This window comes from Streptomyces sp. NPDC026301, assembly GCF_055567935.1.
This window is the reverse complement of sequence record NZ_JBVHPN010000015.1, coordinates 1-24683: the sequence shown is the minus strand read 5'-3', so window position 1 is coordinate 24683 and position 24683 is coordinate 1. Positions and strand designations below refer to the sequence as shown.

Below are 24683 nucleotides of genomic sequence, written 5' to 3'. Positions count from 1 at the left end.
GCCCCGGTGGCGGCATGCGTACGGGCCGTGCCCTCCCGGGCGCGGCCCGTCGGCGTTCCCAGGGCGCGGCCCGTCGGCGTTCCCGTCAGGGTCCCGTCAAGACCGGCCCCCGAGGCCCCCTGCGCGGCGTTCAACCCGCTCCCGCTCGGTTAATGTCGGCAGCGGAACGGCCCCACGGGGAGCGGCTCGCAGGTAAGACAATGAGGCCATGGGACGCGGCAAGCTTCGCATCTATCTCGGCGCGGCGCCGGGTGTCGGCAAGACGTACTCGATGCTCTCCGAGGCGCACCGGCGCCTGGAGCGCGGCACGGACGTCGTCGTCGCGTTCGTGGAGCACCACGACCGGCCGCGTACGGAAGTACTGCTGCACGGCCTGGAGGAGCTGGGGCGCCGGGAGCTGAGCCATCGGGGCACGGCGTTCACCGAGATGGACGTGGACGCGGTACTGGCCCGCCGGCCCGCCGTCGCGCTGGTCGACGAGCTGGCGCACACCAACGTCCCCGGCTCCCGGAACGCCAAGCGCTGGCAGGACGTCGAAGAGCTGCTCGAAGCGGGCATCGACGTGGTGTCCACCGTCAACATCCAGCACCTGGAGTCACTCGGTGACGTGGTGGAGTCGATAACGGGCGTACGGCAGCGCGAGACCGTCCCCGACGAGGTGGTCCGCCGCGCCGACCAGATCGAGCTGGTCGACATGTCGCCACAGGCGCTGCGCCGCCGCATGGCGCACGGCAACGTCTACGCCTCCGACAAGGTCGACGCCGCGCTGTCGAACTACTTCCGCCCCGGCAACCTCACCGCCCTCCGCGAGCTGGCGCTGCTGTGGGTGGCCGACCGGGTGGACGAGTACCTCCAGCAGTACCGCGCCGAGCACTCCATCCGCTCCACCTGGCAGGCCCGCGAGCGCATCGTCGTCGGCCTCACCGGCGGCCCCGAGGGCAAGACGCTGCTGCGTCGTGCAGCGCGGATGGCCGCCAAGGGCTCCGGCAGCGAGGTACTGGCCGTCTACATCGCGCGCAGCGACGGGCTCACCGGCGCCTCGCCCAAGGAGCTGGCCGTCCAGCGGACCCTGGTCGAGGACCTGGGCGGCAGCTTCCACCACGTCATCGGCGACGACGTGCCCAGCGCCCTGCTGGAGTTCGCGCGCGGCGTCAACGCCACCCAGATCGTGCTGGGGTCGAGTCGCCGGAAGGCTTGGCAGTACGTCTTCGGCCCGGGAGTCGGCGCGACCGTCGCCCGCGACTCGGGGCCCGACCTGGACGTCCACATCGTCACCCACGACGAGGTCGCCAAGGGGCGCGGCCTGCCGGTCGCGCGCGGCGCCCGGCTCAGCCGCTCCCGCGTGCTGGCCGGCTGGCTCACCGGCGTGCTCGGCCCCGTACTGCTCACGCTGCTGCTGTACAACATGGAGAGCGGCCCGGGGCTCGCCAACGACGTGCTGCTCTTCCTGTTCCTGACCGTGGCGGCCGCGCTGCTCGGCGGGCTGCTGGCGGCGCTCGCCTCGGCGGCCGTCGGCTCGGTCCTGCTGAACTTCTACTTCACGCCGCCCACCCACAGCATCACCATCGCCGACCCCCAGAACATCGTCGCCATCGCGATCTTCTTCGCGGTCGGGGTGGCCGTCGCCTCCGTGGTGGACCTGGCGGCCCGCCGTACGCACCAGGCCGCCCGGCTGCGCGCCGAGGCGGAGATCCTGTCGTTCCTGGCCGGCAGCGTGCTGCGCGGGGAGACCACACTCAACGCGCTGCTCGAACGCGTGCGCGAGACCTTCGCCATGGATGCCGTCGCCCTCCTCGAACGCGAGAGCGACGTCGAGCCGTGGACCTGCGCGGGCAGCGTCGGCGAGGCCACGGCCCCGCGCCGCCCCGAGGACGCGGACGTGGACATGCCCGTCAGCGACCACATGGCCCTCGCGCTCACCGGCCGCAAGCTGCCCGCCGAGGACCGCCGCGTGCTCGCCGCCTTCGCCGCCCAGGCCGCCGTCGTACTGGACCGCCAGCGGCTGGTCGGCGAGGCCGAGCGGGCCCGCGAGCTGGCCGAGGGCAACCGCATCCGTACCGCCCTGCTCGCCGCCGTCAGCCACGACCTGCGCACCCCCCTCGCCGGCATCAAGGCCGCCGTCACCTCGCTCCGCTCCGACGACGTGGCCTGGTCCGAGGAGGACGAGGCCGAGCTGCTGGCCGGCATCGAGGACGGCGCCGACCGGCTGGACCACCTGGTCGGCAACCTCCTGGACATGTCCCGGCTGCAGACCGGCACGGTCACCCCGCTGATCCGCGACACCGACCTGGACGAGGTCGTGCCGATGGCGCTCGGCGGCGTCCCCGAGGGCAGCGTCTGCCTGGACATACCCGAAGAGCTGCCCATCGTGGCCGTCGACCCCGGCCTGCTGGAGCGGTGCGTCGCCAACCTCGTCGAGAACGCCGTGAAGTACAGCCCGGACGGTGCGCCCGTCACGGTCGCCGCCAGCGCGCTCGGCGAGCGCGTGGAGGTACGCGTCGTGGACCGCGGCCCCGGCGTCCCCGACGCCGCCAAGGACCGCATCTTCGAGCCGTTCCAGCGCTACGGCGACGCCCCGCGCGGCGCCGGCGTCGGCCTCGGCCTCGCGGTCTCCCGCGGCTTCGCCGAAGCCATGGGCGGCACCCTCGCCGCCGAGGACACCCCAGGAGGCGGTCTGACCATGGTCCTGACCCTGCGCGCCGCGGCCGGCCACCCGCCGGTCAGCCCCGCCCTCCCCGCCCGGGCGACGACATGAGCGCGCCCGCTCCCCGTACACCGACTGCGGCGGCCCCGTGCCGTCCGCGGGAAAGGCAGGCCCGATGAACCGGGTGCTCGTGGTCGACGACGAGCCGCAGATCGTCCGCGCCCTCGTGATCAACCTCAAGGCGCGCAAGTACGAGGTGGACGCCGCGCCCGACGGCGCCACCGCGCTCCGGCTCGCCGCCGCCCGCCACCCCGACGTCGTCGTCCTGGACCTCGGCCTGCCCGACATGGACGGCGTGGACGTGATCAGGGGCCTGCGCGGCTGGACCCGCGTACCGATCCTCGTGCTCTCCGCCCGGCAGACCTCCGACGAGAAGGTCGAGGCGCTGGACGCGGGCGCCGACGACTACGTCACCAAGCCGTTCGGCATGGACGAGCTGCTGGCCCGGCTGCGCGCCGCCGTGCGCCGCGCCGAGCCCACCGGGCCCGCCGACGCAGCCGTCCTGGTCGAGACCGACGGCTTCACCGTCGACCTGGCCGCCAAGAAGGTCAACCGCGGCGGGCGCGACGTCCGCCTCACCCCCACCGAGTGGCACCTCCTGGAGGTGCTCGTGCGCAACACGGGCCGGCTGGTCAGCCAGAAACAGCTGCTCCAGGAGGTCTGGGGCCCGTCGTACGGCACGGAATCCAACTATCTGCGGGTCTACATGGCCCAGCTGCGCCGCAAACTGGAGGCCGATCCGTCCCACCCCCGGCACTTCGTCACCGAGCCGGGCATGGGCTACCGCTTCGAACAGTGATCCGCACGCAGCGTCGGCCGGCCGCAGCGGGCCGTGTTCGGGCCCTCGGACCCGTGATCCCGGCGCGAGGCGGCCGGTACGCTGGCTCTATGAGTGCTGGGACCCGTTCCGAGAAGCCGGCCGGACGCTTCCGCCGGATGCTCGACAGGCTGTCCTCCTCCGAGGAGGAGCTGCAGTCGGCCGAGCTGCAGCAGGACGCGCAGAACGCGGGCTGTACGCGGATCTGCGACTGCGACGACCGTCAGATCGTGAAGGTCACGGGTACGCTGCGGCACGTCACGCTGCGTCCCCGGGCCGGGGTGCCGGCGCTGGAGGCCGAGCTGTTCGACGGCTCGGCGGCGCTGGACGTGGTCTGGCTCGGCCGGCGCGCCATCACCGGTATCGAGCCGGGCCGTAAGCTCATCGCCTCCGGCCGGATCTCGATGAGCCACGGACGCCGGGTGCTGTTCAATCCGAAGTACGAACTCCGACCGCTCGGACAGGAGTAGCCGGTGACGTCGTTCGAGAAGACGACCACGAGCAACGAGGAAGCGCCCGCCGCCGGGCACGGAAAGGCGGCCGCCGAGAAGGCCATTCTGGAGGCGTTCGGCGGCTTCTGGGGCATGGTGGACACGACGGTCCCCGGACTGGTCTTCGTGCTGATCTACACGATCAAGCGGGACATCCACATCGCCGCGATCGTCGCCCTGGGCCTGACCGTCCTGCTGGCGCTGGCCCGGCTCGCCCGGAGGGAAACCCTCAAGCACGCCTTCAGCGGCGTCTTCGGCGTGGCCTTCGGCGCCGTCTTCGCGATGATGTCCGGCGACGCCAAGAACTTCTACCTGCCGGGGATGCTCTACACACTGGGCCTCGCGGTCGTGTACGTGCTCTCCGCGCTCTTCAAGTACCCGCTCATCGGCGTCCTGCTCGGCCCGATCCTGCGCGAGAACCTCTCCTGGCGCACCCGCAACCCCGGCCGCTTCAAGGCGTACACCAAGTCCACCTACGCCTGGGGCGCCATCCTGCTCGCCAAGTCCGCGATCCTCTTCCCGCTGTACTGGTGGGGCGACGCCACCCAGCTCGGCTGGGTCAAGGTCGCGCTCGGCATCCCGCCGTTCCTGCTCTGCGTCTACCTCACCTGGATCTTTCTGGCGAAGGCCCCGGCCCCGATCGACGTGATCGCCGAAATGGAAGCGAAGGAAAAGGCCGAGGCCGAGGCCGGCAAATCCAGCCCGTCCGGCGTTTGAGGACGAGCAGGCCGCAGGCCGCGCGACAAGGCCCGGGACCGCAGCGGTCCCGGGCCTTGCGTACGTCGGTAAAACCCCTACTCCGGCTTCCGCACCGACAGCAGGTCCTCCAGCTGCTCCTCCCGCGCCTGCGCCGCGACGAACAGCAGCTCGTCACCGGCCTCCAGCGCGTCCTCCTTGTTGGGCGTGAGCACCCGGGTCCCGCGGATGATCGTCACCAGCGAGGTGTCCTCGGGCCACTCCACGTCGCCCACCTGGGTACCCGCCAGCGCCGCCTCCGGGGGCAGCGTCAGCTCGACGAGGTTGGCGTCGCCGTGGCTGAAGCGCAGCAGCCGTACGAGATCGCCGACGCTCACCGCCTCCTCCACCAGCGCGGACATCAGGCGCGGCGTGGAGACCGCCACGTCGACGCCCCACGCCTCGTTGAAGAGCCACTCGTTCTTGGGGTTGTTGACGCGGGCCACCACGCGCGGCACGCCGTACTCCGTCTTGGCCAGCAGCGAGACGACGAGGTTGACCTTGTCGTCGCCGGTCGCCGCGATGACGACGTTGCACCGCTGCAGCGCGGCCTCGTCCAGCGAGGTGATCTCGCAGGCGTCGGCCAGCAGCCACTCCGCCTGCGGCACCCGCTCCACGGAGATCGCCGTAGGCGCCTTGTCGATGAGCAGGACCTCATGGCCGTTTTCCAGGAGCTCGCCCGCGATGGAGCGGCCCACCGCTCCCGCGCCCGCGATCGCGACCCTCATGCGCCTGCCTCCTCGGGCCCTTCGGCGAACGCCGCCTCGACCTTCTCCACATCGTCGGTGCGCATCATCACGTGCACCAGATCGCCTTCCTGCAGGACGGTCTGCGAGGTCGGCAGTATCGCCTCACCCAGCCGGGTGAGGAAGGCCACCCGTACGCCGGTCTCCTCCTGGAGCCGGCTGACCTTGTGGCCGACCCAGGACGCGTCGGTGTGCACCTCGGCGAGCTGCACGCCGCCGCTGGGATCCCGCCACAGCGGCTCGGCGCCCGAGGGGAGCAGCCGGCGCAGCATCTGGTCCGCCGTCCAGCGGACGGTGGCCACGGTCGGGATGCCCAGGCGCTGGTAGACCTCGGCGCGGCGCGGGTCGTAGATGCGGGCCGCGACGTTCTCGACGCCGAACATCTCGCGGGCCACCCGGGCGGCGATGATGTTGGAGTTGTCGCCGCTGCTGACCGCCGCGAACGCGCCGGCCTCCTCGATCCCGGCCTCGCGCAGGGTGTCCTGGTCGAAGCCGACGCCGGTCACCCGGCGGCCCCCGAAGCCGGAGCCCAGCCGCCGGAAGGCGGTGGGGTCCTGGTCGACCACGGCGATCGTGTGGCCCTGGCTCTCCAGGGTCTGTGCGAGCGCGGATCCGACCCGCCCGCAGCCCATGATGACGATGTGCATCGTCCGCTTACCCCGCACTCCTCGTAGGCCCGCTGGCCTGCCTCAACACCCTGCTCACAACTTTCTTTCCGGCGTACCGGCCCGCCCGGGGCGCCCTGGCCCCGGTACCGCCCGGTCACGAGCTTATGCGGCAACGGGGGAGTTGCCCCCGCTGATGTGCGACACCACCGTAACCGGCTCGCCGGAGGGAGGGAGTGCTGCCCTTCAGGCGCCGGTTCGGCCGGGGGCGGGGGAGCCGGCCGGTCCCAGGCGGGTCCCCGCCGGGAAGACGAAGCGCGCGGAGGAGACGGAGAACGTACAGCGGGGTGCCGGGGACGCGAGGTCCGGCAGGGGCGGGTGCCAGTCCAGGACGCCGAGCCGGCCCCGGCCGAGGCGCCCCGAGACCTGCCCGCACAGGAACGTCCGCTCGCCGCCGATCCGGCCGAACCCGCTGCTGGGGGCGCGGAGGACCGGGACGCGCGCCCTGCCGTGCGGGCCCAGGCGCAGGGCCGCGACCGGCCCGTCGTCGTCGCGGATGCGGACGCTCTCCGCGTCCCACGAGAAGCGCGCGAGCTCCTTGGGGATGCCCCACAGCCTCCGCCCGCCGCGCAGCGACGCCTCCGAGTCCACCCAGATCCGATGGCAGAACATGCCCACGCGGCGGCCCCGGCGGGCCGGGGAGCCGACCGCGAATTCGTCGTACCGCAGCGAGCCCTCCGTGAAGCGCGCGAGCACCACGAGGAGCGTGCGGCGGCCGCCGACGGGAGTGAGGTCGGCGGGCAGCTCCGGCGCCTCGCGCGCGGTGAGCACGGACATCCACAGCACGCCGCGCGCCTTCCAGGGCGGCGCGGGGTAGTCCGTGGCGGGCGGTCCGGTGGGGTCGGTCACTGCGGTACTCCTTCCAGCGGGGCCGGTCACCACTCTCCTCGCCGTGGGCCGCGCAGCGCGCGCCGGACCGCCGTGAGTCCCAGGGTGGTGAAGGCCAGGGTCTGCGTGGGGCAGTGGCTCAGCAGCGGGCGGGGGCCGTACATCTCCGGCCGCCCCGGCCAGCTGCCGTCCGCCCGCTGCGCCGCGGCCAGGTACGCGAGGGCCGCGCGCGTCCCGCCGCCGGGGCCGGTCTCCCGGCAGAGCGCCGCCAGGGCCAGCCCGGTGGCCGACGGCAGGCTGTCGGCGGCCGGGCCGGGGGCCCATCCGCCGTCCGCCCGCTGCGCCGCGGCCAGGCGGTCCAGCTCGGCGCGGACCGCGCGGTGTCCGGCCGGCAGCGCGGGCGCGATCTCGCACACCGCGTAGGGGGCGCCGCGGTACCAGCTCGCGGCCCAGCCGTCGCCGGCGGACCAGGCGCGCCCTGCGTACGCGCCGAGCCAGCGGCGGGCCGCGCCGGTGGGGACGCGGTGCCGGCCGCGGTAGCGGTCCAGGGCGGTGACGGCATGGGCGACCACGTCGGGGGCCGGCGGATCGCCCGCCGCCTGCCAGGTGGACCACAGGCCCGCCCCGCTCTGCTGCTCGGCGAGGTGGCCGAGCGCGCGGCGCGCCGCGTCCGCCGCCTCCGGGAGGCCGGCGAGGGCGATGAGCACCGCCGCGGTGGTGTCGTTGTCGGACTCCAGCCCCTGCCGGCACGGCCAGCCCCCGTCGGGCCGCTGGGCCGCGCGCAGGAACTCCAGCGCGCGGGGGAGTCCCTGCACGTCGAAGTCGGGCTCGCCCCGGAACGCCCGTACCGTCAGCTGGGTGTCCCACACGTCGGTGGTCAGGAAACGCCAGGTACCGTCCGGGTGCTGCGCCGTGAGCAGGTGGCCGCGGGCCCGGTACCGCGCGGTGCCGGTCGGGACGACCGCGTTCAGGGCGAGCAGCGCGAGGGATGTGCTCAGGACGTTCCCGTAGAAGGAGCCGTCCGGCGACTGGAGGTCCGCGAGGCGCCGCGCGGCCGCTTCCGCGTCCTGTGCGTCACCGAAGTACCGCTCGACGAGCGCGTGCTCGGCCAGCAGGTCCACCAGCGCCCACGACTTCAGCCGGGAGCGGCCCGCCCCGTCCACCGCCGTGCGCAGGCCGGCGCGGAGCGCCCGCAGGCCGGCCGCCGTGACCGGCTCGCGCCCGGCCGCCTCCGGCGCCACCCGCTGCGCGCACGCCCGCAGCACGGCCAGCAGCCGGAGCCGGGGCGCGAAGACCGGGCCGCTGAACGCCTCGGCGGCGGGGTGGTGTCCGTCGGCCCTGTCGCAGGCCAGACCGGCCAGCAGCGTCTCCGCGTACCGGGCGAGCGAATGGTGCGTCTGGGGGCGCGCGGTGCGCAGCCACTGGCGCGCCCGGCGGACCGCGCGCCGGGCCGCCGGGGTGGCCTCCCGGGACAGGGCCAGGCAGGCCAGGGCGGTCTCCGTGACGCGCGGGTCGGGCGGCGTCCGCCAGCCGCCGTCCTCCTGCTGGTGGCGCAGGCAGTGGTCGAGCGCGCGGGCGAGCATGTCGTCCGCCTGCCGGACGGGATCGTGCAGCGGATCCCGGTACGCCGTGCCGGATTCCCCGCCGCGCCCGGGCATGTCAGCCGGCGGGCGGCCGCAGCGGCCCCAGCAATTGGTTCCCCGGCGCGTCCGCGTCGTCGCTCACAAAGAATTCCTGGAGCGCGTCCCGCCATTCCTGGTGGCTGATGGCGCCGTCGCCGTCCCTGTCGAGCCGGCGGAACGCCTCCTCGCAGTGCTCGGCGTCCACGCCGACGTGGGTGTAAATACGCCGGTACTCCGCCAGGCTCAGCGTCCCGCTCCTGTCCGTGTCCAGCGCGCGCATCAAGGCGTCGGGGACGGCCAGTACTGCGTCGTCGAGATTCGCGGGCGACGAGACGAGGGACCCCATACGGGCGACGAATTCCTGCCGGTCGATCCGGGTGTCCTGGCTGGATCCCCCGGAGGGCACCAGGAGCTTCCACCACTTCTCGAAGGCCGCACGGACCGCCGCCGCGTTCGCGTTGTCGCCCCGCGGGGGCAGCCCCGCTATTCCCTCCGCGAAACGGAAGAACCGCTCCCGCGTGAGATATCCCTGGCCTTCCCGGTCGAACATCTCGAAGAGCGCATCGAATTTCTGGTCCTTGAGCGTGCCGGGCATGGCTCGCCGCCCTTTCGTCCACTGCCGCCGATGTGCCGCTAGGGCATCGCATGCAGCATCCGCGCCCGGTGCCGGGCCTTTCAAGCGGGCATTCGGACAGCTTGCATTGTCCGAGTGCGGGGGAATTCAGTGCGAGACCGGCAAGAAATCGTGTCAGCCCGCACGAGAACCGCGTACGGGAAATCCGGCAGTGGCTGCGGAGGTTCCCGGGACCGCTGCCGGGGCCCGGAGGCCGGGCCGTGCCGTGCCTTCGTGATCTTCGGGAGGCATGCTGGGCGACGTGTCCTCACTGTCACCCGTGCCTCAGCAGTCCCCACCGGCCCCGAGCACCCCGCACATGGTGGTGTGCGGCGACGACTCCCTGGCCCACCGGCTCGCCGTCGAGCTGCGGGAGGTCTACCGCGAGCGGGTCACCCTCGTCGTGCCCTCCGTACGCGACCCGCGCGGGCCCCGCGTCCCGCAGCCCGCCCGCGGCGGCCTGGGCCGGGCCGGCGCGTTCCTCGGCCGGATGACGGCGGCGGTCGGCCGCACGAACGCCCCGGACGACGCGAGACCCGCCGACGGCTTGGCCGCGCCGGACGCCGCGGAGGAGGCCGGGCCGGTACGCGTACTGGAAGCGCCCGAGCCCGACGACGAGACGCTCACCGAAGCGGGCGTCGAGGAGGCCGGCGCGCTGGCCCTGGTCTACGACGACGACGAGACCAACATCCACGCCGCGCTGCGCGCCCGCCGCATGAACCCCCGGCTCCGGCTGGTCATCCGCCTCTACAACCGCCGGCTCGGCCAGCACCTGGAGGAACTGCTGGACCAGGCCGCCGCCGTCGTCTGGTCCGACACCTCCGACATCGACGCCTCCACCACCGTCCTCTCCGACGCCGACACGGTCGCGCCCGCGCTCACCGCCACGGCCGTGGCCGGCACCAGCAAGGTCATCGAGGTCGACGGGCTGCTGCTGCGGGCCGTTGAGCACACCCCGGGCGCGCCCGCATCGCCGCGCGCCGCCGGCCGCGGCCTCGCCACCCTCGCCCTGCTCTCCCCCTCGGCCTCGGACGAGACGGCGCACGAAGGCGGCCCGGCGCCGGTCCCGCCCCCGGGCCGTTCCCGGCACGGCGGCCGCACCGGCCACCGGCACGCGGCCGACGACGACGGGCCGACACTGCTGCCCGACGACGCCACCGCGGCGGCCGCGGCGGGCCGCGCCACCGTCGAGCTGGAGACCGTCTCCTACCGCGGGCGCCGGCCGCCGGCCCGCCGCCTCGTGGGGCGCGGCGCGCCGCTCGGCTCGCTCTTCTCACGGCGGCTGCGCTGGTCGATAGCCGGCCTCGTCGGCACCGTACTGACCCTGGCCGTCGTCTCGACGCTGGCCACCGGCGAGGACCCGCTGCACGCGGCGTACCTCTCCCTCCTGGACCTCTTCGCGATCAACGAACCCGCGATCCACGAGGGCCCGGCCCGCAAGGTGCTGCAGCTGCTGTCCGGCCTCACCGGCCTCCTCCTGCTGCCCGTCCTGGTCGCCGCCGCCTTCGAAGCGCTCGGCACCTTCCGCAGCGCCGCCTCGCTGCGCCGCCCGCCGCGCGGCATCTCCGGCCACGTCGTCCTCCTCGGCCTCGGCAAGGTCGGCACCCGCGTCCTGGCCCGGCTGCGCGAGCTGGGCGTCCCGGTCGTCTGCGTCGAGGAGGACCCCGACGCGCGCGGCATCCCGCTGGCCCGCCGGCTGCGGGTGCCGACCGTGCTGGGCGACGCCACCGAGGACGGCGTGCTGGAGGCCGCCGGGATCGCCCGCGCCCGTACCCTCCTCGCGCTGACCAGCGAAGACGGCACGAACCTGGAGGCGTCGCTGTACGCCAGGTCGGTCAAACCGCAGCTGCGGGTGACGCTGCGGCTCTTCGACGACCGGTTCGCCACCGCCGTCTACCGCACCCTGCGCGCCGCCCACCCCACCGCCGTCACCCGCAGCCGCAGCGTCTCCTTCATGGCAGCGCCCGCCTTCGCCGGCGCCATGATGGGCCGCCAGATCCTCGGCGCCGTCCCCGTCGAGCGCCGGCTGCTGCTCGTCGCCCATGTCGACGTGCGCGGCCAGACCGAGCTGGTGGGCCGCCGGGCCGACGAGGTGTTCCGGGCCGGGCGGCTGCGGGTGGTGGCCGTCAACATCGGCGCGTCCCAGGACCCCGCCGAGGACCCGGAGACCATGCCGGCCCACGGCGGGCAGCGCTGGGAGCCGGCCCGGCTGGTCCGCGACCTGCCGCCCGGGTACGTCCTGCGGCCCCAGGACCGCGTGGTCATCGCAGCCACCCGCGAGGGGCTGGGCGAGCTGCTCGGCCGCCGCCCGCGCCCCGCCGGGAACCCGCGGAGCGGATCTGCCGGGATCCGGCAGGATTGATAGCGTCCCGGTGTCCGGGAGTCGGCAACGAAGCCCCCGGAACCGGCCCGACGGGCGCCGGGACGAGCAGGAGCAGGGAGCACAACAGGTGGAGCGCGGCACAGCGGAACCGCACAGCCTCGGCGAGTACGCCGGCCTCCTCGGGGAGGTGTCACGGACCGGGCGGCTGCTCCGCCGCGAGGAACTGGACGTGCTGCGCGAGCTGGGGGAGCGGGCCGCCGAGGAGGGCCTGAGCCTGCGCGAGCTGGTCGGCCGCTACCTGGGGGAGACCCGTCGGCTGTGGAGCTCGCTGCCCGGTGTGGCGCGGGCCGCGGGCGCCACCGAGGGCGCCCGTACCGGCGACGCGCTGCTCGCGGCCGTCGAGGCGGCAGTCGCCGCACTCGGCGAGGGCCACGAGCGCGCGCAGCGGCTCGCGGTCCGGCAGGAGGAGGCGGCCCGCCGCGAATTCGTCGACGACCTTCTTTACGGGCGCAGCGACCTGGGCCGGCTCGCCGAGCGCGCCGAGCGCTTCGGGCTGCGGCTGGCCGGGGAGCACGCGGTGGCCGTCGCGGAGGGCCCGGAGCGCTTCGACGACCTGCACCCGGTGGCCCGGCGCGTGGAGCGCGAGCTGCTGACCCGCTTCGGCGACCGCGACGTGCTGATCGCCACCAAGGCCGGGCGGCTGGTGTGCGTGGCGGCGGGCGGCCGGGACGGCGCCCTGGACGCCTTCGCGAAGTACGCCCGCTCCCCGGGCTCCGGCGGGCGCGGCGCGCACCGGGTCGCGCTCGGCCGGCCGCACGCCGGCGCCGGTGGCGTGGTCACCTCGTACGAAGAGGCGCTGGGCGCGCTGGAGCTGGCGACCCAGCTGGAGCTGACCGAGCCCGTGCTGCACGCGGCCGACCTGCTGGTCTTCCCCGTCCTGCTGCGCGACCGGGCCGCCATGGCCGACCTCGTACGCAGCGTGCTGGGGCCGCTGACCGAGGGGCGGGGCGGGGCGCGGCCGCTGCTGGAGACGATCTGGGCCTGCGCGGCGACGGCGTACGTCAACGCCGAGGCGGCCCGCCGGCTCCAGGTCAGCGTGCGCACCCTCTCCTACCGGCTGGCCCGCATCAAGGAGCTGACCGGCTACGACCCGGCCGACGGGCTGCAGCGCTACACCCTGGAGACGGCGGCGATGGGCGCGCGCGTGCTGGGCTGGCCGGACCGGCCGCTGTAGTTCCCCCGGACGTCCGGTCCGCACCGGCCTTCTGCGGGCCGTCCGGCGGGGCAAGTGCCGGTCGGTGAGCCATCAAAATCGCGTAAAGATTGCCGGGAACCGGCAATGTGCCGAGGCCGTGGCGAATGCCACCATCGGGGCGCACCGGCGGGTGCACGGCGGGCGGCGCAGCATCAGGGGTCTGCTCGCCCGCCGGGCCGCCCGCAGCGGATCGGTTGTCCCCACCCTCGACGGGGGTGAGGGTGTGGACACCCCGCTCCGGGCAGGCAGTTCCGCCGTTCGGGCGAGGCGGAGCGGGTCCGCGTCCCGCCGCCCGATACCGCGGAACGACGGATTCCGTACCCCCGGCGGCACCCCCGGACGGCCGTGCGGACCAGTCGGGCGGCATCCCCCGGCAGGTGCCTTGCCCCTATGGGTGGCGGGTGGGCGACGGCCTTGACGAAGGCTTAGCATCCTCTGCGTGTCCAAACTGACCGACGTGCCCAAACGCATCTTGATCGGGCGCGCACTGCGCAGCGACAAGCTGGGAGAGACCCTTCTCCCGAAGCGCATCGCACTCCCCGTCTTCGCCTCCGACCCGCTCTCCTCCGTGGCGTACGCGCCGGGGGAGGTGCTGCTCGTCCTGTCCGTGGCAGGCGTGTCGGCGTACCACTTCAGCCCCTGGATCGCGGTCGCGGTCGTCGTGCTGATGTTCACGGTCGTGGCGTCGTACCGGCAGAACGTGCACGCCTACCCGAGCGGCGGCGGCGACTACGAGGTCGCCAACACCAACCTCGGCCCCAAGGCCGGCCTGACCGTGGCCAGTGCGCTGTTGGTCGACTACGTCCTCACCGTCGCCGTGTCCATCTCCTCCGGAGTGGAGAACCTCGGCTCGGCGATCCCCTTCGTGGTCGAGCACAAGACGTTCTGCGCCATCGCGATGATCGCGCTGCTCACCGTGATGAACCTGCGCGGCGTCAAGGAGTCGGGCAAGCTCTTCGCCATTCCGACGTACATCTTCGTCGCCGGCGTCTTCCTCATGATCCTCTGGGGCGCCTTCCGCGGCCTGGTCATGGGCGACACCATGAAGGCCCCCACCGCCGACTACACCATCCACGCCGAGCAGGGCGGCCTGGCCGGCTTCGCGCTGGTCTTCCTCCTGCTGCGCGCGTTCTCCTCCGGCTGTGCGGCGCTCACCGGCGTCGAGGCGATCTCCAACGGCGTGCCCGCCTTCCGCAAGCCCAAGTCCAAGAACGCCGCCACGACCCTGGCGCTGATGGGCGGCCTGGCCGTCACCATGTTCTGCGGCATCATCGTGCTGGCCATGACGACCGGCGTGAAGATGGCCGAGAAGCCGGCCACCGACCTGCTGCACAACGGCCACCCGGTCGGCGCCGGCTACACCCAGAACCCGGTCATCTCGCAGGTCGCGGCCGCGGTCTTCGGCGACGGCACGGCGCCCTTCGTCATCCTGGCCGCCGCCACCGCGCTGGTCCTCTTCCTCGCCGCGAACACCGCGTACAACGGCTTCCCGCTGCTCGGCTCGATCCTCGCGCAGGACCGCTACCTGCCGCGCCAGCTGCACACCCGCGGTGACCGCCTCGCGTTCTCCAACGGCATCGTGCTGCTCGCCGGCGCCGCCGTGATACTCGTCTACATCTACGGCGCCGACTCCACCCGGCTGATCCAGCTGTACATCGTCGGCGTCTTCGTCTCCTTCACGCTCAGCCAGATCGGCATGGTCCGGCACTGGAACCGCCACCTGGCCGGCGAGAACGACCAGGCCAAGCGCCGCCGGATGCACCGCTCCCGCGCGATCAACGCCTTCGGCGCCACCTTCACCGGGCTCGTGCTGGTCGTCGTCCTGCTGACGAAGTTCAGCCACGGCGCCTGGGTCGCGCTGCTCGGCATGGTCATCTTCTACGTCACGATGACCGCGATCCGTAAGCACTACGACCGGGTCGCCGACGAGATCGCCGCCGCGGACTCGCCCGACGACGAGGTCGCCCGCCCCTCCCGCGTGCACTCCATCGTCCTGGTCTCCAAGGTCCACAAGCCGACCCTGCGGGCCCTGAACTACGCCAAGCTGATGCGCTCCGACTCCCTCGAAGCGGTCAGCGTGGACGTCGACCAGGCCGAGACCAAGGCGCTGCGCGAGGAGTGGGAGCGCCGCGGCATCGAGGTCCCCCTGAAGGTCCTCGCCTCGCCGTACCGCGAGATCACCCGCCCCTTCATCGAGTACGTGAAGTCGCTCCGCAAGGAGAGCCCGCGCGACGCGGTCTCCGTCTTCATCCCGGAGTACGTCGTCGGCCACTGGTACGAGCACCTGCTCCACAACCAGTCCGCGCTGCGCCTGAAGGGCCGGCTCCTCTTCACCCCGGGCGTCATGGTCACCTCCGTCCCCTGGCAGCTGGACTCCTCCGAGGCCGCCAAGGTCCGCGCCCGCAAGCGCGCCGAGTGGAACGCGCCGGGCTCGGTCCGCCGCGGCCCGGTCGCCGCGCCGAAGAAGGAGAAGGCGGCCACGAAGCGGTAATTCCCGGGGGACAACCCCCGGACCCCCGGCCGGGGCTCGCCCCGGTGGTCGGTGGGGTGGTGCGGTGGGACGTAGACTTGAAGGCTGTTGTCCCGCCGCACCACCCCACGTTTTTTGGAGCTCACTCGCCATGCCGGAAGAAGCGAAGAACCCCAAGGCCGGCACCGAGCGGAAGTCCCTGGTCGGTGCGGAGTACGAGGTCGAGGTCGGCCCCGTCGCCCACGGCGGCCACTGCGTCGCCCGTACGGACGAGGGCCAGGTCCTCTTCGTACGCCACGCCCTCCCCGGCGAGCGAGTGATCGCCAAGGTCACCGATGGCGAGGAGGGCGCCCGCTTCCTCCGTGCCGACGCCGTCGAGGTCCTTTCGGCTTCCAAGGACCGGGTCGAGGCCCCCTGCCCCTTCTCCGGCCCCGGCCGCTGCGGCGGCTGCGACTGGCAGCACGCGAAGCCCGGCGCCCAGCGCCGGCTCAAGGGCGAGGTCATCGCCGAGCAGCTGCAGCACCTCGCGGGCCTGACCCCCGAGGAGGCGGGCTGGGACGGCACGGTCGTGCCGGCACCCGGTGACAAGGTCCCCGCCGGCGAGGTACCGGCCTGGCGGACCCGCGTCCAGTACGCCATCGACGCCGAGGGCCACGTAGGCCTCCGCAAGCACCGCTCGCACGACGTCCAGCCCATCGACCACTGCATGATCGCCGCCCCCGGAGTCTCCGAGCTGGGCATCGAGAAGCGCGAGTGGCCCCAGATCGCCACCGTCGAGGCCATCGCCGCCTCCGGCTCGCACGACCGCCAGGTCATCCTCACCCCGAAGCCCGGCGGCCGCCTGCCCATCGTGGAGCTCGACAAGCCGGTCTCGGTGATGCGCGTGGGGGAGAAGGACAAGGGCGTGCACCGTGTCCACGGCCGCCCCTTCGTCCGCGAACGCGCCGCCGAGCGCACCTGGCGCGTCGGCAACGGCGGCTTCTGGCAGGTCCACCCGCAGGCCGCCGACCTCCTCGTCGAGGCCGTCATGCGCGGCCTGATGCCCAAGAAGGGCGACATGGCCCTCGACCTGTACTGCGGCGTCGGCCTCTTCGCGGGCGCGCTGGCCGACCGGGTCGGCGAGAAGGGCGCCGTCCTCGGCATCGAGTCCGGCAAGCGCGCGGTGGAGGACGCCCGGCACAACCTCGCCGACGTCGACCGCGTCCGCATCGAGCACGGCAAGGTCGACCAGATCCTGCCCCGCACGGGCATCAGCGACGTCGACCTCGTCGTCCTCGACCCGCCCCGCGCCGGCGCCGGCAAGCAGACGGTCCAGCACCTGGCCTCCCTCACCCCCCGCCGCATCGCCTACGTGGCCTGCGACCCGGCCGCCCTCGCCCGCGACCTCGCCTACTTCGCCGCCGCCGGCTACGTCCCCCGCCGCCTCCAGGCCTTCGACCTGTTCCCGATGACGCACCACGTGGAGTGCGTGGCGATCCTCGTACCGGCGGAGAAGGCGCGCTGACCCGCGCCGCGTGACCTGGGCCCCGGCTCAGCGAACTCCAGTTCCCGTCCGGCCGCCCCCCTCGCGACCTCGCGGCTTCAGCTGCCGCACTTGGTCACGATCCGGTGCCATCTTCTCGACGCCGGCCGGACCGGCCCGGCCACGTCCCGTACTCCCACGGCGGTACGCGGCGGCCGTCGATTTCCTGGAACCCTCCGGTCGGCGGCGCGAGCCGAGCCGAGCCGAGGACACCGGAATAGATCATTCCGGCACGGTGCCGCCCCCGGCCGCGCCCTCGCTGTGGCCCGCGGCGCTCGGTGCGTTCCGCTCGCAGCGCGATGGACCCGGCGAGTCAGGCGCATACTGGTGGCAATGACAAAGCCATCCGCACAGAAGCGGCATTTGCCTACCAGTCCCTTCAAGGCCCCGGCTACGCTGCCTCTCAAGCAGTTCGCCGTGGGCGACCGGGTCACACATGACGTGTACGGCCTCGGCCACGTGATCGGCATCGAGGACGGAATCGCGGTGCTAGTGGACTTCACTTCGGCGCAGCAACGGATCATGAGTCCGTACGCCAAAATGAGCAAGCTGTAAAGCCGCTATGCCCGGTCACAGCACGTTGGACCCCTTATGTCCTTGCCATGAATGGGAGACCTCTCATCGACCTGACCTCGCTGTTCTCCGCTCCGGAAGTGGCGCCCCGGCGTGCCGCTCCGGCCTCGCTGCCTCCGACGACGGCCCCCTTCCAGGCTCCGGACTTCGAGGAGGACGAGAGTCTCCTGTTCGAGGACGAGCACGCATCCTTCTCGGACATGGAAGCGGCTCAACGCAAGCCGGTCCCGCAGGCCTCCGCGCAGACTCGATGAGCTGCGCTGATGTGCCCCTGGACCCCACATCCGTGAGCTGAATCGGTCCGGGCGCGGCCGGCGGTACACGCGGCCGGGCGGCGCGGCCGACGACGTCACCCGGCGGCTCGGCGGGGCACCGGTCCCCGCCCGGCCGGCGGGACGGCGTAAGGCCGCCCACGGCCGGGGATCCGGGCTCTGCGGCCCGGCTCGTCCGGGCTCCGGCCCCGGCTCAGGCGAGTTCGCGCACGGTGGCCATATCGCTGAAGGGCAGCAGGCGTTCACCGACTATCTGGTGCGGCTCACTGCCCTTCCCGGCGATCAGCACGATGTCGCCCGGGTCCGCCGCGGACAGCGCGAAGGCGATCGCCTGACGGCGGTCGGCGAGGCGCTCGAAAGGGGTGCCGGTGGCCGTGAGGCCGGGTGCGATCTGGTCCAGGATCGCCTCGGGATCTTCCGTGCGCGGGTTGTCCGAGGTGAGGACGCACAGATCGGAATGGGTGCCCGCGATCTGCCCCATCTCGGCCCGCTTGGTGGTGTCCCGGTCGCCGCCGCAGCCGAAGACGGTGAGGACCCGCCCGCGGGCGAAGCCGCGGATGGTGGTCAGGACCTTGTGCAGGGAATCCGGTGAGTGCGCGTAGTCCACGATCACCGACGCGCCGTGCGGCGTCCTGAACCGCTCCAGGCGGCCGGGGACGGGAGGCATCCGGTCCAGTGCGGCGACGAGTCCGCCCAGGTCGTGTCCCAGGGTGTGGCAAGCCGCCACGGTGGCCAGGGCGTTGGCGACCGAGAACCGGCCCGGGACGGGTATCGCCGCCGGATACTTGCGGCCGTCGTGGTGCAGCGTGAACCGGGTGCCGGAGGCATCCACGTCGAGGTGGGTGGCCCGGTAGTCCGCCGCGGCGTCCAGGGCGTACGTGACCGCGTCGGGCATCATCGCCACGATGTCGGCCCCCACGGGGTCATCGGCATTGACCACCGCCTGCCGGCACAAGCCCTGGAACAGCCGCAGCTTCGCGTCCCGGTAGTTGGCCATCGTGCCGTGATCGTCCAGATGGTCCTGCGTCAGGTTGGTGAAGACACCGACGTCGATGAACGTCCGGTCCACCCGGTGCGTCAGCAGGCCCATCGAGGTGGCCTCCAGCACCACACTGCCCGCACCGCGGTCGCGCATACGGCTCAGCAGGTACTGCAGGTCGGGCGACTCCGGCGTGGTCAGCACCGAAGGGGGCATCGGGATCTGCTCGTTGCCGATCCGGCTGCCGGCCGTCCCGATGACGCCCACCGCCGCGCCCTCGGAGAGCCGCAGCGCCGACTCGACCATGTACGACACCGACGTCTTCCCGTTGGTGCCGGTCACGGCCACCACGTCCATCCGCCGTCCCGGCTCGCCGAAATAGCGGGAGGCGACGACCGCGGCCGCCTTCCGGGCGTCCGGCACCCGTATGACGCAGGCGCCCGGCCCCGACGCCCACACCGCATCCGGAAGGGCCGGTGACCGGGCGTCGACGAGCACCGCCGCCGCGCCCCGGGCGAGGGCCGGTGCCGCGGCTTCCGGCCCGCCCGCCCGGTGGCCGGGCACGGCGACGTACAGGGATCCGGGTGCCACCCGGTCGGCGTCGAAGGCCACCCCCGCGGTGATCCACGTCGTGGTGGCGTCGCCGCGCAGCGTGTGGTGCTCCTGCCCGGCCAGCAGTTCGCTCAGCTTCACAATGATCCCTTCGAGGATGCGCGGCCCGTCGTGCGGGCGGCGCAAGGCGACAGCGCCGGCGGTGCGCCGGGCGCTGCGGTGATGACGTGGATCACAGGGCGGTGTACGTGCCCGGCGGGAGCCGGACGCGAACGCTCGGCGCGGCAGCGGCAGAACGGGAGCTGCCGTGATCGTGGCAGGCCGGCGAGCGAGGGGAAGGGTGGGGAAGGGCCCTGGGGAGCGGGCGCGGAGCGCCGCTAGCCGTGGCCGTGCAACGCGATGAGCCGGGTCTCGGGCACCTCGGCATCAGCGACGGTCGCCCGGGTGCGGACCGAGCTACGCGCGGCCGTGGGGAGCGCAGCACGTCTGGCCTGCTGCAGGCATCCCTTCACGGCACGTGTACGACCCATGGGCCGAGTGTACGTGCGTCCGAGCCGTGCCCGACCCGCCTCCGGCCGCACACCCGCCGGACGGGCGCCGGCCGGCCCGCGGACCCGTCCATCCCGGGCGCACCGCGGGCGTGGGGCCGAGGGTGGCTTACGGCAGCGGACCGGCGATCAGTATTCCAGTTCGGGGCGCAGCGGGCCGCCGACCGCGTGGAGGTGCCGCAGGACCTGGGCGTAGGAGCTGAAGAGCCCGGTCTCGTGGTAGGCGATGCCGTGCCGGACGCAGAACGTGCGGACGAGTTCCTGGGCATGGCGCAGGGTGGGCCGAGGCATGGAGGGGAACAGGTGGTGTTCGATCTGGTAGTTCAGCCCGCCGAGCGCGAAGTCGGTGAACCGGTGGCCACGGATGTTGCGTGACGTCAGTACCTGCCGCCGCAGGAAATCGATCTTGTCGTCCTTGGCGAAGAGGGCCATGCCCTTGTGGTTCGGGGCGAACGAGCACCCCATGTACAGCCCGAACAGCCCCTGGTGCACAAGGAGGAAGCACACGGCCTGGACGGGGGACAGGACCAGGAACAGGGCGGCGAGGTAGCCACCGAGATGCGCCGTCAGCAGTACCGCCTCGGCCGGCTTGGCGGCCCGCGAGGTCGCGGTACCGGTGCGGTCGAGCAGCGCTCGTACGCCGGCGACGTGCAGGGCCAGTCCTTCCAGGAGCAGCATCGGGAAGAACAGCCACGCCTGGTGGCGGGCCAGCCAGGCGTACGGGCCGCGGCGGACGCGGGCGTGGTCCTCGGTGAAGGCGATCGCACCGTCGGCGATGTCGGGGTCGCGGTCGACATGGTTGGGGTGGGAGTGGTGCCGGTTGTGCTTGGCCAGCCACCAGCCGTAGCTGAGGCCGATCAGCAGGTCGGCGTGCACGCGCCCGAGCAGGTTGTTGACGCGCTTGGAGGCGGCGATCTGGTGGTGTCCGGCGTCGTGCCCGATGAAGGCGGTCTGGGTGAACATCACCGCGAGGAAGGCGGCGGTCAGCAGCTGCCACCACGACTGCCCGATCAGGACGAACGCGGTCCATCCGGCGGCCAGCAGGAGCAGGTTCGTCCCGACCTTGACGGAGTAGTAGCCAGGGCGCCGCTTCAGCAGCCCGCTCCGCTTCACCTCGCGGGACAGGGCGGCGTAGTCGCTGCCCCGGCCGGCGGGCGGTGGTCGGGTCATCTCGGCGTGGTCCGCGGGATCGGTGCCCCGGTCGTCGATGTCGCTGGTCACAGTGTTCCTTTCGGCGTGCATGGGCGCTGCCTCGGAAGGGAGAGCCCTCAGAGCGCGCTGATCTGGTCGGCCTGCCTGCCCTTGGGGCCCTGGCCGGCGGTGAACTCCATCCGCCGGTCGGTTCCTTGAGCTCCGGAGGGGAGTACGGTTGCGGCACCGAGCGCACCTCGTATGCCGTCATCCGTGTCGGCGTCGCCCTCGGGGAACGGCAGAGGCCGGAGCGTATCCTGTCCGGCCGGAAAAGAGCCGCACCATGCCCCTTGGTTCACCTCGTCGCGCTGTCTTCCGTATCCCGTTCCGCGCCCCGCGGTAGCGGATTTCCTTGTTCCCGGGTGTGCCGAAAGGCATTCCGGCGCCTCATGCACGCCCTGAACCGATCACACCGAGCAAGAGGATGCGGGACGCATGTACTCACAGGACTCGATCTTCGGCCGCCGCCGCGGCCGCCCCGAACCGACCGCCGAGATGCTCTCCGGACTGGCGTGCCTCATCTGCGGCACCGACTACCGGAGCGCGTCGGCCCCGGAGGCGGTGGTGGTTTCCTACCGCGATGACAGGCAGCTGCTCGCCTGCCGCGGGACGTGCGCACGCATGGCGAGCGGATCGGTCGGCGGTCTGGACGAGGCACCCCTCCCGCTGGCCGAGCGCGAACGCAGGCACCGGGCCGACCACGCCTGACCCGGAAACCCGGCAACCGCGGGCGCAGCTGTGGGGGTGGCGCCGATGTCGGGCGGTTGTCGGCGTGGTCGGTGATCTGTCGGTGATCTGCCGATGACTGCAGGGACATTGGAGCTGGTGGGCGCCGGTCATCAACGGCACCGGCCACCAGTAACGCATCGTCCCGACTTACTGGAACGGCGCTCCCGGCGTGACCTGCCGGGCGTCCGCCCAGCGGTCCCGACCAGGGAGTAAGCCCCCATGACCACTGACGTCACGATCATCGGCGCCGGGCTCGGCGGCCTGACGCTCGCCCGCGTCCTGCACGTCCACGGAATACCGGCCACGGTCTACGAGGCGGAGCCCTCCCCGGCTGCGCGTTCGCAGGGCGGGATGCTCGACATCCACGACTACAACGGACAACTCGCCCTCGAAGCAGCCGACTTGATGGACGAGTTCCGTGGCCTCATCCTGGAGGGCCGCCAGGCGATGCGGGTCCTCGACCCGGACGGGACCGTCCTGTTCGACAAGGCCGACGACGGCACGGGGGGACGCCCCGAGGTGCAGCGCGGCGAGCTGCGGCAGATCCTGCTGGACTCACTCCCGGCCGGCACCGTCCAGTGGGGGCACAAGGTCAGCAGCGCCCGTACCCTCGGCGAGGGGCGCCACGAGGTGACGTTCGCCGATGGCCGCACCGTCGTCACCGGCCTGCTGGTCGGCGCGGACGGCGCGTGGTCACGGGTCCGGCCGCTGCTCTCCACCGCCACACCCGAGTACACCGGCAAGTCGGTCGTCGAGACCTACCTGTTCGAGGCCGACACCCGGCACCCGGTCGCCGCGAAGACGGTCGGCGGCGGGTCGATGATCGTGCCCACGCCGGGCAGGGAGATCTTCGCTCACCGGGAGAGGGGCGACACCCTGCACGCCTACGTGGGGCTGTCCGAGCCGCAGGACTGGTTCGCCGCCATCGACTTCACCGACGGCGCCGCTGCCGCCGCGCGGATCGCGCGGGAGTTCGACGGCTGGGCGCCCGAGCTCACCGCGCTGATCACCGACGGCGACATCGCACCGGTCCTGCGCCCGCTCTACGAGCTGCCGGCCGGGCACCGGTGGGACCGGGTGCCGGGGGTGACCCTGCTCGGCGACGCCGCCCACCTCTCGGCCCCGAACGGCGAAGGCGCCAACCTGGCCATGCTCGACGGCGCCGAACTCGGCAAGGCCCTCGCCGCGCACCCCGACGACATCGAGGCGGCGCTCACCGCATACGAGCAGGCCATGTTCCCCCGCAGCGCCGAGGCCCACGGGACCGACTCCGACAACAACACGGCCCACGTACTGGTCGCCGCGTTCACCGAGCACGAGTAGTTCAGTTCGTGTTGTCGTTCGATGCGCTTTCGGCGCGGCGGTACTCGGCGTTGATGCGCTGGGCCTCTTCGAGCTGGTCCTCGAGGATGACGATGCGGCACGCGGCCTCGACCGGGGTGCCCCGATCCACCAGTTCACGGGCGCGGGCGGCGATCCGCAGCTGGTAGCGGGAGTACCGGCGGTGTCCGCCTTTTGAGCGCAGGGGCGTGATCAGGCGCGCCTCGCCGATGGCGCGGAGGAAACCGGGAGTGGTGCCGAGCATCTCGGCGGCCCGTCCCATCGTGTACGCAGGGTAGTCGTCGTCGTCCAGCCGACCACTGAGCGGGGTATCTGCTGTCATTTCACCTCGTTGAACCAATGCGTCGAGGGGCCCTGGTGCCGTACGGCACCAGGGCCCCGAAGGAAATTCAACACCATCTGTCGGCCTTACTGCTGCGCCGACCTTCTGTTTCCGCTACTCGGCCCTCGAGAAGGGCGGGAGCGCGGGGATCGCGGCTGCGTGACCGGGGACCACCTTCCATTCCGGGGTCTTGCGGTACCCGGGCCGAATCCTTCTCGGACCGGGCGATCCTGATGGCGTCTGCTTCCTCCGTTCTTCCTCTGAATCACTACTGCATCTTCTGCTGGTGGCCCCTCAGCCTGCGGGCCACCCAGTGCGGCTGCCAGCTCCGTCGCCATCCTGCATAACGCCCGGCTTCGGAACTCCGCGGCCACACCGTCCTGCGAACTTCAGCTACTGAACCTCATGTACTGCTACCCGCCAGTTCGTCTCTGCCGGGTCTCGCTCGACTGATGGCTACGAGAGAAACCTTAGCCATGTGATGGGGCAATGTCTACTCCGGCGAGCATAGATTTCAGCGTTCTTGTGGCGGAGGTAGTCTGCGGCCCGTGACGACGACGTATGTCCGGCTCGCGGGAGCGGCCGCCTGTGGGAGCGGGCCCGGTCGGGCGGCCGCGAGCCGCTGAATAGAATCGGCTCTCATGTCGAACCCTGACGTGCTGCTCGTCGACATCGCCACCATGGTGGAGTCCGAGCAGACCAATCAGATGCCCCTGACCGTCGTCACCAGCAGCGCGGTCATCACCGGCCGACTGGCCCCTGAAGCCCTGTGGCGGCAGCGCGTGTCGGAGGTCCTGTCGGCCTCGGAGCGCCTGGGCCCGTTCTCCGGCATCTTCACCACCGACGGGGCGCAGAACCGTCCCGACAGCGGCACGGCCCCCACGCACCTGCACTTCCATGTCGCCCGCATCCTGCAGGGCAGCATCGGGATCCCGGAGACGGGCGGGATGTACCGCGTCGCGATCCAGGACGTGAGCGCCTGGACCGTGGGCGACTTCAGCTACTCCGACCACTGAGAAGTACGCGTTACTGAGACGTACGCGTCACTGAGGTATACGAGAGGAGGGCCCTGCCGGCGTGTGCCGGCAGGGCCCTCCTCGTTGTTCCGGTGTCGTCTCTCGCCGTCTCCGCTACCCGGGAGTGGCGGCGCCGAGCAGCTCCTAGGCCGCCGTGGCGGGGGTGGACTGTCGCTGGCCGGGGGCGCGGCGGGTGCGGTCGGTGCGCCGGTTCTGGGCGTTGCGGCTGCGGCGGCCGCGGGAGGAGGAGGGGCTGCCGGTGCGGGGGCGGTCCGCGGCGGGCTTGGGGATGGTGACCGGGATGCCGGAGGGGGCCTGGGCGCCGGTGATGCGGGTCAGTTCCTGGTCGCCGGAGCGGACCTGGGTGAT

General features: G+C 72.6%; 21 protein-coding genes and 1 pseudogene. 13 read left to right on the top strand and 9 right to left on the bottom strand.

The annotated features are described in order from the left end of the window. The first annotated feature begins 208 nt into the window (after positions 1–208). The 4 genes from ACZ4MH_RS25105 to ACZ4MH_RS25090 all read left to right on the top strand — a co-directional run bounded on the left by ACZ4MH_RS25105 (position 209) and on the right by ACZ4MH_RS25090 (position 4729). Positions 209–2755 carry an ATP-binding protein gene (locus ACZ4MH_RS25105; RefSeq protein ID WP_351596558.1) on the top strand — a complete coding sequence of 849 codons (2547 nt, stop codon included), beginning with the start codon at positions 209–211 and terminating at the stop codon, positions 2753–2755. 64 nt (positions 2756–2819) lie between these two features. After that, positions 2820–3503 (top strand): response regulator, encoded by a 684-nt coding sequence (locus ACZ4MH_RS25100; protein ID WP_351596561.1) that lies wholly within the window; start codon positions 2820–2822, stop codon positions 3501–3503. A gap of 89 nt (positions 3504–3592) precedes the next feature. After that, a complete protein-coding gene (locus ACZ4MH_RS25095; RefSeq protein WP_110944724.1) occupies positions 3593–3991 on the top strand; it encodes an OB-fold nucleic acid binding domain-containing protein in 399 nt (132 codons plus the stop codon). A gap of 3 nt (positions 3992–3994) precedes the next feature. Beyond that, positions 3995–4729, top strand: a complete 735-nt coding sequence (locus ACZ4MH_RS25090; protein WP_351596564.1) for a DUF3159 domain-containing protein — start codon at positions 3995–3997, stop codon at positions 4727–4729. A gap of 77 nt (positions 4730–4806) precedes the next feature. Here the strand turns inward: ACZ4MH_RS25090 and ACZ4MH_RS25085 are convergent, their stop codons facing one another. From ACZ4MH_RS25085 to ACZ4MH_RS25065, 5 genes are all read right to left on the bottom strand, one after another. Further along, complete coding sequence (locus ACZ4MH_RS25085) at positions 4807–5475, bottom strand: potassium channel family protein (protein ID WP_351596567.1); 669 nt, start codon at positions 5473–5475, stop codon at positions 4807–4809. Beyond that, positions 5472–6140 carry a potassium channel family protein gene (locus tag ACZ4MH_RS25080; protein ID WP_351596569.1) on the bottom strand — a complete coding sequence of 223 codons (669 nt, stop codon included), beginning with the start codon at positions 6138–6140 and terminating at the stop codon, positions 5472–5474. The genes ACZ4MH_RS25085 and ACZ4MH_RS25080 overlap by 4 nt, the downstream gene beginning before the upstream one ends. A 204-nt stretch (positions 6141–6344) precedes the next feature. Beyond that, positions 6345–7007: an acetoacetate decarboxylase family protein gene (locus tag ACZ4MH_RS25075; RefSeq protein ID WP_351596572.1), complete on the bottom strand. Its 663-nt coding sequence runs from the start codon at positions 7005–7007 to the stop codon at positions 6345–6347. Between the two features lie 26 nt (positions 7008–7033). Beyond that, positions 7034–8644: a prenyltransferase/squalene oxidase repeat-containing protein gene (locus tag ACZ4MH_RS25070; RefSeq protein WP_467754694.1), complete on the bottom strand. Its 1611-nt coding sequence runs from the start codon at positions 8642–8644 to the stop codon at positions 7034–7036. A 1-nt stretch (position 8645) separates the two neighbouring features. Beyond that, positions 8646–9203 carry an EF-hand domain-containing protein gene (locus ACZ4MH_RS25065; RefSeq protein ID WP_351596578.1) on the bottom strand — a complete coding sequence of 186 codons (558 nt, stop codon included), beginning with the start codon at positions 9201–9203 and terminating at the stop codon, positions 8646–8648. Between the two features lie 268 nt (positions 9204–9471). Between ACZ4MH_RS25065 and ACZ4MH_RS25060 the strand changes: the two genes are divergently transcribed. The 6 genes from ACZ4MH_RS25060 (at position 9472) to ACZ4MH_RS25035 (ending at position 17618) form a co-directional block, all read left to right on the top strand. Further along, a complete protein-coding gene (locus tag ACZ4MH_RS25060; RefSeq protein ID WP_467754693.1) occupies positions 9472–11583 on the top strand; it encodes an NAD-binding protein in 2112 nt (703 codons plus the stop codon). A gap of 88 nt (positions 11584–11671) precedes the next feature. Further along, complete coding sequence (locus tag ACZ4MH_RS25055; protein ID WP_351596580.1) at positions 11672–12778, top strand: PucR family transcriptional regulator; 1107 nt, start codon at positions 11672–11674, stop codon at positions 12776–12778. Between the two features lie 460 nt (positions 12779–13238). Further along, a complete protein-coding gene (locus ACZ4MH_RS25050) occupies positions 13239–15290 on the top strand; it encodes an APC family permease (RefSeq protein ID WP_351596582.1) in 2052 nt (683 codons plus the stop codon). Between the two features lie 130 nt (positions 15291–15420). Next, positions 15421–16773 (top strand): class I SAM-dependent RNA methyltransferase, encoded by a 1353-nt coding sequence (locus tag ACZ4MH_RS25045; protein ID WP_351596584.1) that lies wholly within the window; start codon positions 15421–15423, stop codon positions 16771–16773. A 351-nt stretch (positions 16774–17124) separates the two neighbouring features. Beyond that, the gene (locus ACZ4MH_RS25040; protein ID WP_351596587.1) at positions 17125–17346 is read left to right on the top strand and encodes a hypothetical protein; all 222 of its coding nucleotides are present in this window, start codon (positions 17125–17127) and stop codon (positions 17344–17346) included. 47 nt (positions 17347–17393) lie between these two features. Continuing rightward, positions 17394–17618, top strand: coding sequence for a hypothetical protein (locus ACZ4MH_RS25035; RefSeq protein WP_351596590.1), 225 nt, complete (start codon positions 17394–17396; stop codon positions 17616–17618). 211 nt (positions 17619–17829) lie between these two features. Here the strand turns inward: ACZ4MH_RS25035 and ACZ4MH_RS25030 are convergent, their stop codons facing one another. Together ACZ4MH_RS25030 and ACZ4MH_RS25025 are read right to left on the bottom strand one after the other, a co-directional pair. Continuing rightward, positions 17830–19308, bottom strand: coding sequence for a UDP-N-acetylmuramoyl-L-alanyl-D-glutamate--2,6-diaminopimelate ligase (locus ACZ4MH_RS25030; RefSeq protein WP_351596611.1), 1479 nt, complete (start codon positions 19306–19308; stop codon positions 17830–17832). 536 nt (positions 19309–19844) lie between these two features. Further along, the gene (locus ACZ4MH_RS25025) at positions 19845–20885 is read right to left on the bottom strand and encodes a fatty acid desaturase family protein (RefSeq protein ID WP_467754707.1); all 1041 of its coding nucleotides are present in this window, start codon (positions 20883–20885) and stop codon (positions 19845–19847) included. A gap of 456 nt (positions 20886–21341) precedes the next feature. On the opposite strand from ACZ4MH_RS25025, the gene ACZ4MH_RS25020 reads away from it, so the two are divergent. Next, positions 21342–21614 carry a hypothetical protein gene (locus ACZ4MH_RS25020; RefSeq protein ID WP_351596596.1) on the top strand — a complete coding sequence of 91 codons (273 nt, stop codon included), beginning with the start codon at positions 21342–21344 and terminating at the stop codon, positions 21612–21614. Between the two features lie 240 nt (positions 21615–21854). Continuing rightward, complete coding sequence (locus tag ACZ4MH_RS25015; RefSeq protein ID WP_351596599.1) at positions 21855–22958, top strand: FAD-dependent oxidoreductase; 1104 nt, start codon at positions 21855–21857, stop codon at positions 22956–22958. 1 nt (position 22959) lies between these two features. Here ACZ4MH_RS25015 and ACZ4MH_RS25010 read toward each other — a convergent pair whose 3' ends face one another. Beyond that, positions 22960–23298, bottom strand: a complete 339-nt coding sequence (locus tag ACZ4MH_RS25010; RefSeq protein ID WP_351596602.1) for a helix-turn-helix domain-containing protein — start codon at positions 23296–23298, stop codon at positions 22960–22962. Between the two features lie 641 nt (positions 23299–23939). Between ACZ4MH_RS25010 and ACZ4MH_RS25005 the strand changes: the two genes are divergently transcribed. Further along, positions 23940–24314 carry a hypothetical protein gene (locus ACZ4MH_RS25005; protein WP_351596605.1) on the top strand — a complete coding sequence of 125 codons (375 nt, stop codon included), beginning with the start codon at positions 23940–23942 and terminating at the stop codon, positions 24312–24314. A 144-nt stretch (positions 24315–24458) separates the two neighbouring features. On the opposite strand, the pseudogene ACZ4MH_RS25000 reads toward ACZ4MH_RS25005, so the two are convergent. Next, positions 24459–24683 (bottom strand): annotated as a pseudogene (locus tag ACZ4MH_RS25000) (DEAD/DEAH box helicase); the annotation flags it as partial.

Coding starts and splice junctions, on each gene's coding strand:
- ACZ4MH_RS25100 (WP_351596561.1), top strand. CDS start 2,820: ATGAACCGGGTGCTCGTGGTCGACGACGAGCCGCAGATCGTCCGCGCC.
- ACZ4MH_RS25065 (WP_351596578.1), bottom strand. CDS start 9,203: ATGCCCGGCACGCTCAAGGACCAGAAATTCGATGCGCTCTTCGAGATG.
- ACZ4MH_RS25060 (WP_467754693.1), top strand. CDS start 9,472: ATGCTGGGCGACGTGTCCTCACTGTCACCCGTGCCTCAGCAGTCCCCA.
- ACZ4MH_RS25105 (WP_351596558.1), top strand. CDS start 209: ATGGGACGCGGCAAGCTTCGCATCTATCTCGGCGCGGCGCCGGGTGTC.
- ACZ4MH_RS25045 (WP_351596584.1), top strand. CDS start 15,421: ATGCCGGAAGAAGCGAAGAACCCCAAGGCCGGCACCGAGCGGAAGTCC.
- ACZ4MH_RS25015 (WP_351596599.1), top strand. CDS start 21,855: ATGACCACTGACGTCACGATCATCGGCGCCGGGCTCGGCGGCCTGACG.
- ACZ4MH_RS25080 (WP_351596569.1), bottom strand. CDS start 6,140: ATGCACATCGTCATCATGGGCTGCGGGCGGGTCGGATCCGCGCTCGCA.
- ACZ4MH_RS25085 (WP_351596567.1), bottom strand. CDS start 5,475: ATGAGGGTCGCGATCGCGGGCGCGGGAGCGGTGGGCCGCTCCATCGCG.
- ACZ4MH_RS25095 (WP_110944724.1), top strand. CDS start 3,593: ATGAGTGCTGGGACCCGTTCCGAGAAGCCGGCCGGACGCTTCCGCCGG.
- ACZ4MH_RS25070 (WP_467754694.1), bottom strand. CDS start 8,644: ATGCCCGGGCGCGGCGGGGAATCCGGCACGGCGTACCGGGATCCGCTG.
- ACZ4MH_RS25040 (WP_351596587.1), top strand. CDS start 17,125: ATGACAAAGCCATCCGCACAGAAGCGGCATTTGCCTACCAGTCCCTTC.
- ACZ4MH_RS25025 (WP_467754707.1), bottom strand. CDS start 20,885: ATGACCCGACCACCGCCCGCCGGCCGGGGCAGCGACTACGCCGCCCTG.
- ACZ4MH_RS25010 (WP_351596602.1), bottom strand. CDS start 23,298: ATGACAGCAGATACCCCGCTCAGTGGTCGGCTGGACGACGACGACTAC.
- ACZ4MH_RS25020 (WP_351596596.1), top strand. CDS start 21,342: ATGTACTCACAGGACTCGATCTTCGGCCGCCGCCGCGGCCGCCCCGAA.
- ACZ4MH_RS25035 (WP_351596590.1), top strand. CDS start 17,394: ATGAATGGGAGACCTCTCATCGACCTGACCTCGCTGTTCTCCGCTCCG.
- ACZ4MH_RS25005 (WP_351596605.1), top strand. CDS start 23,940: ATGTCGAACCCTGACGTGCTGCTCGTCGACATCGCCACCATGGTGGAG.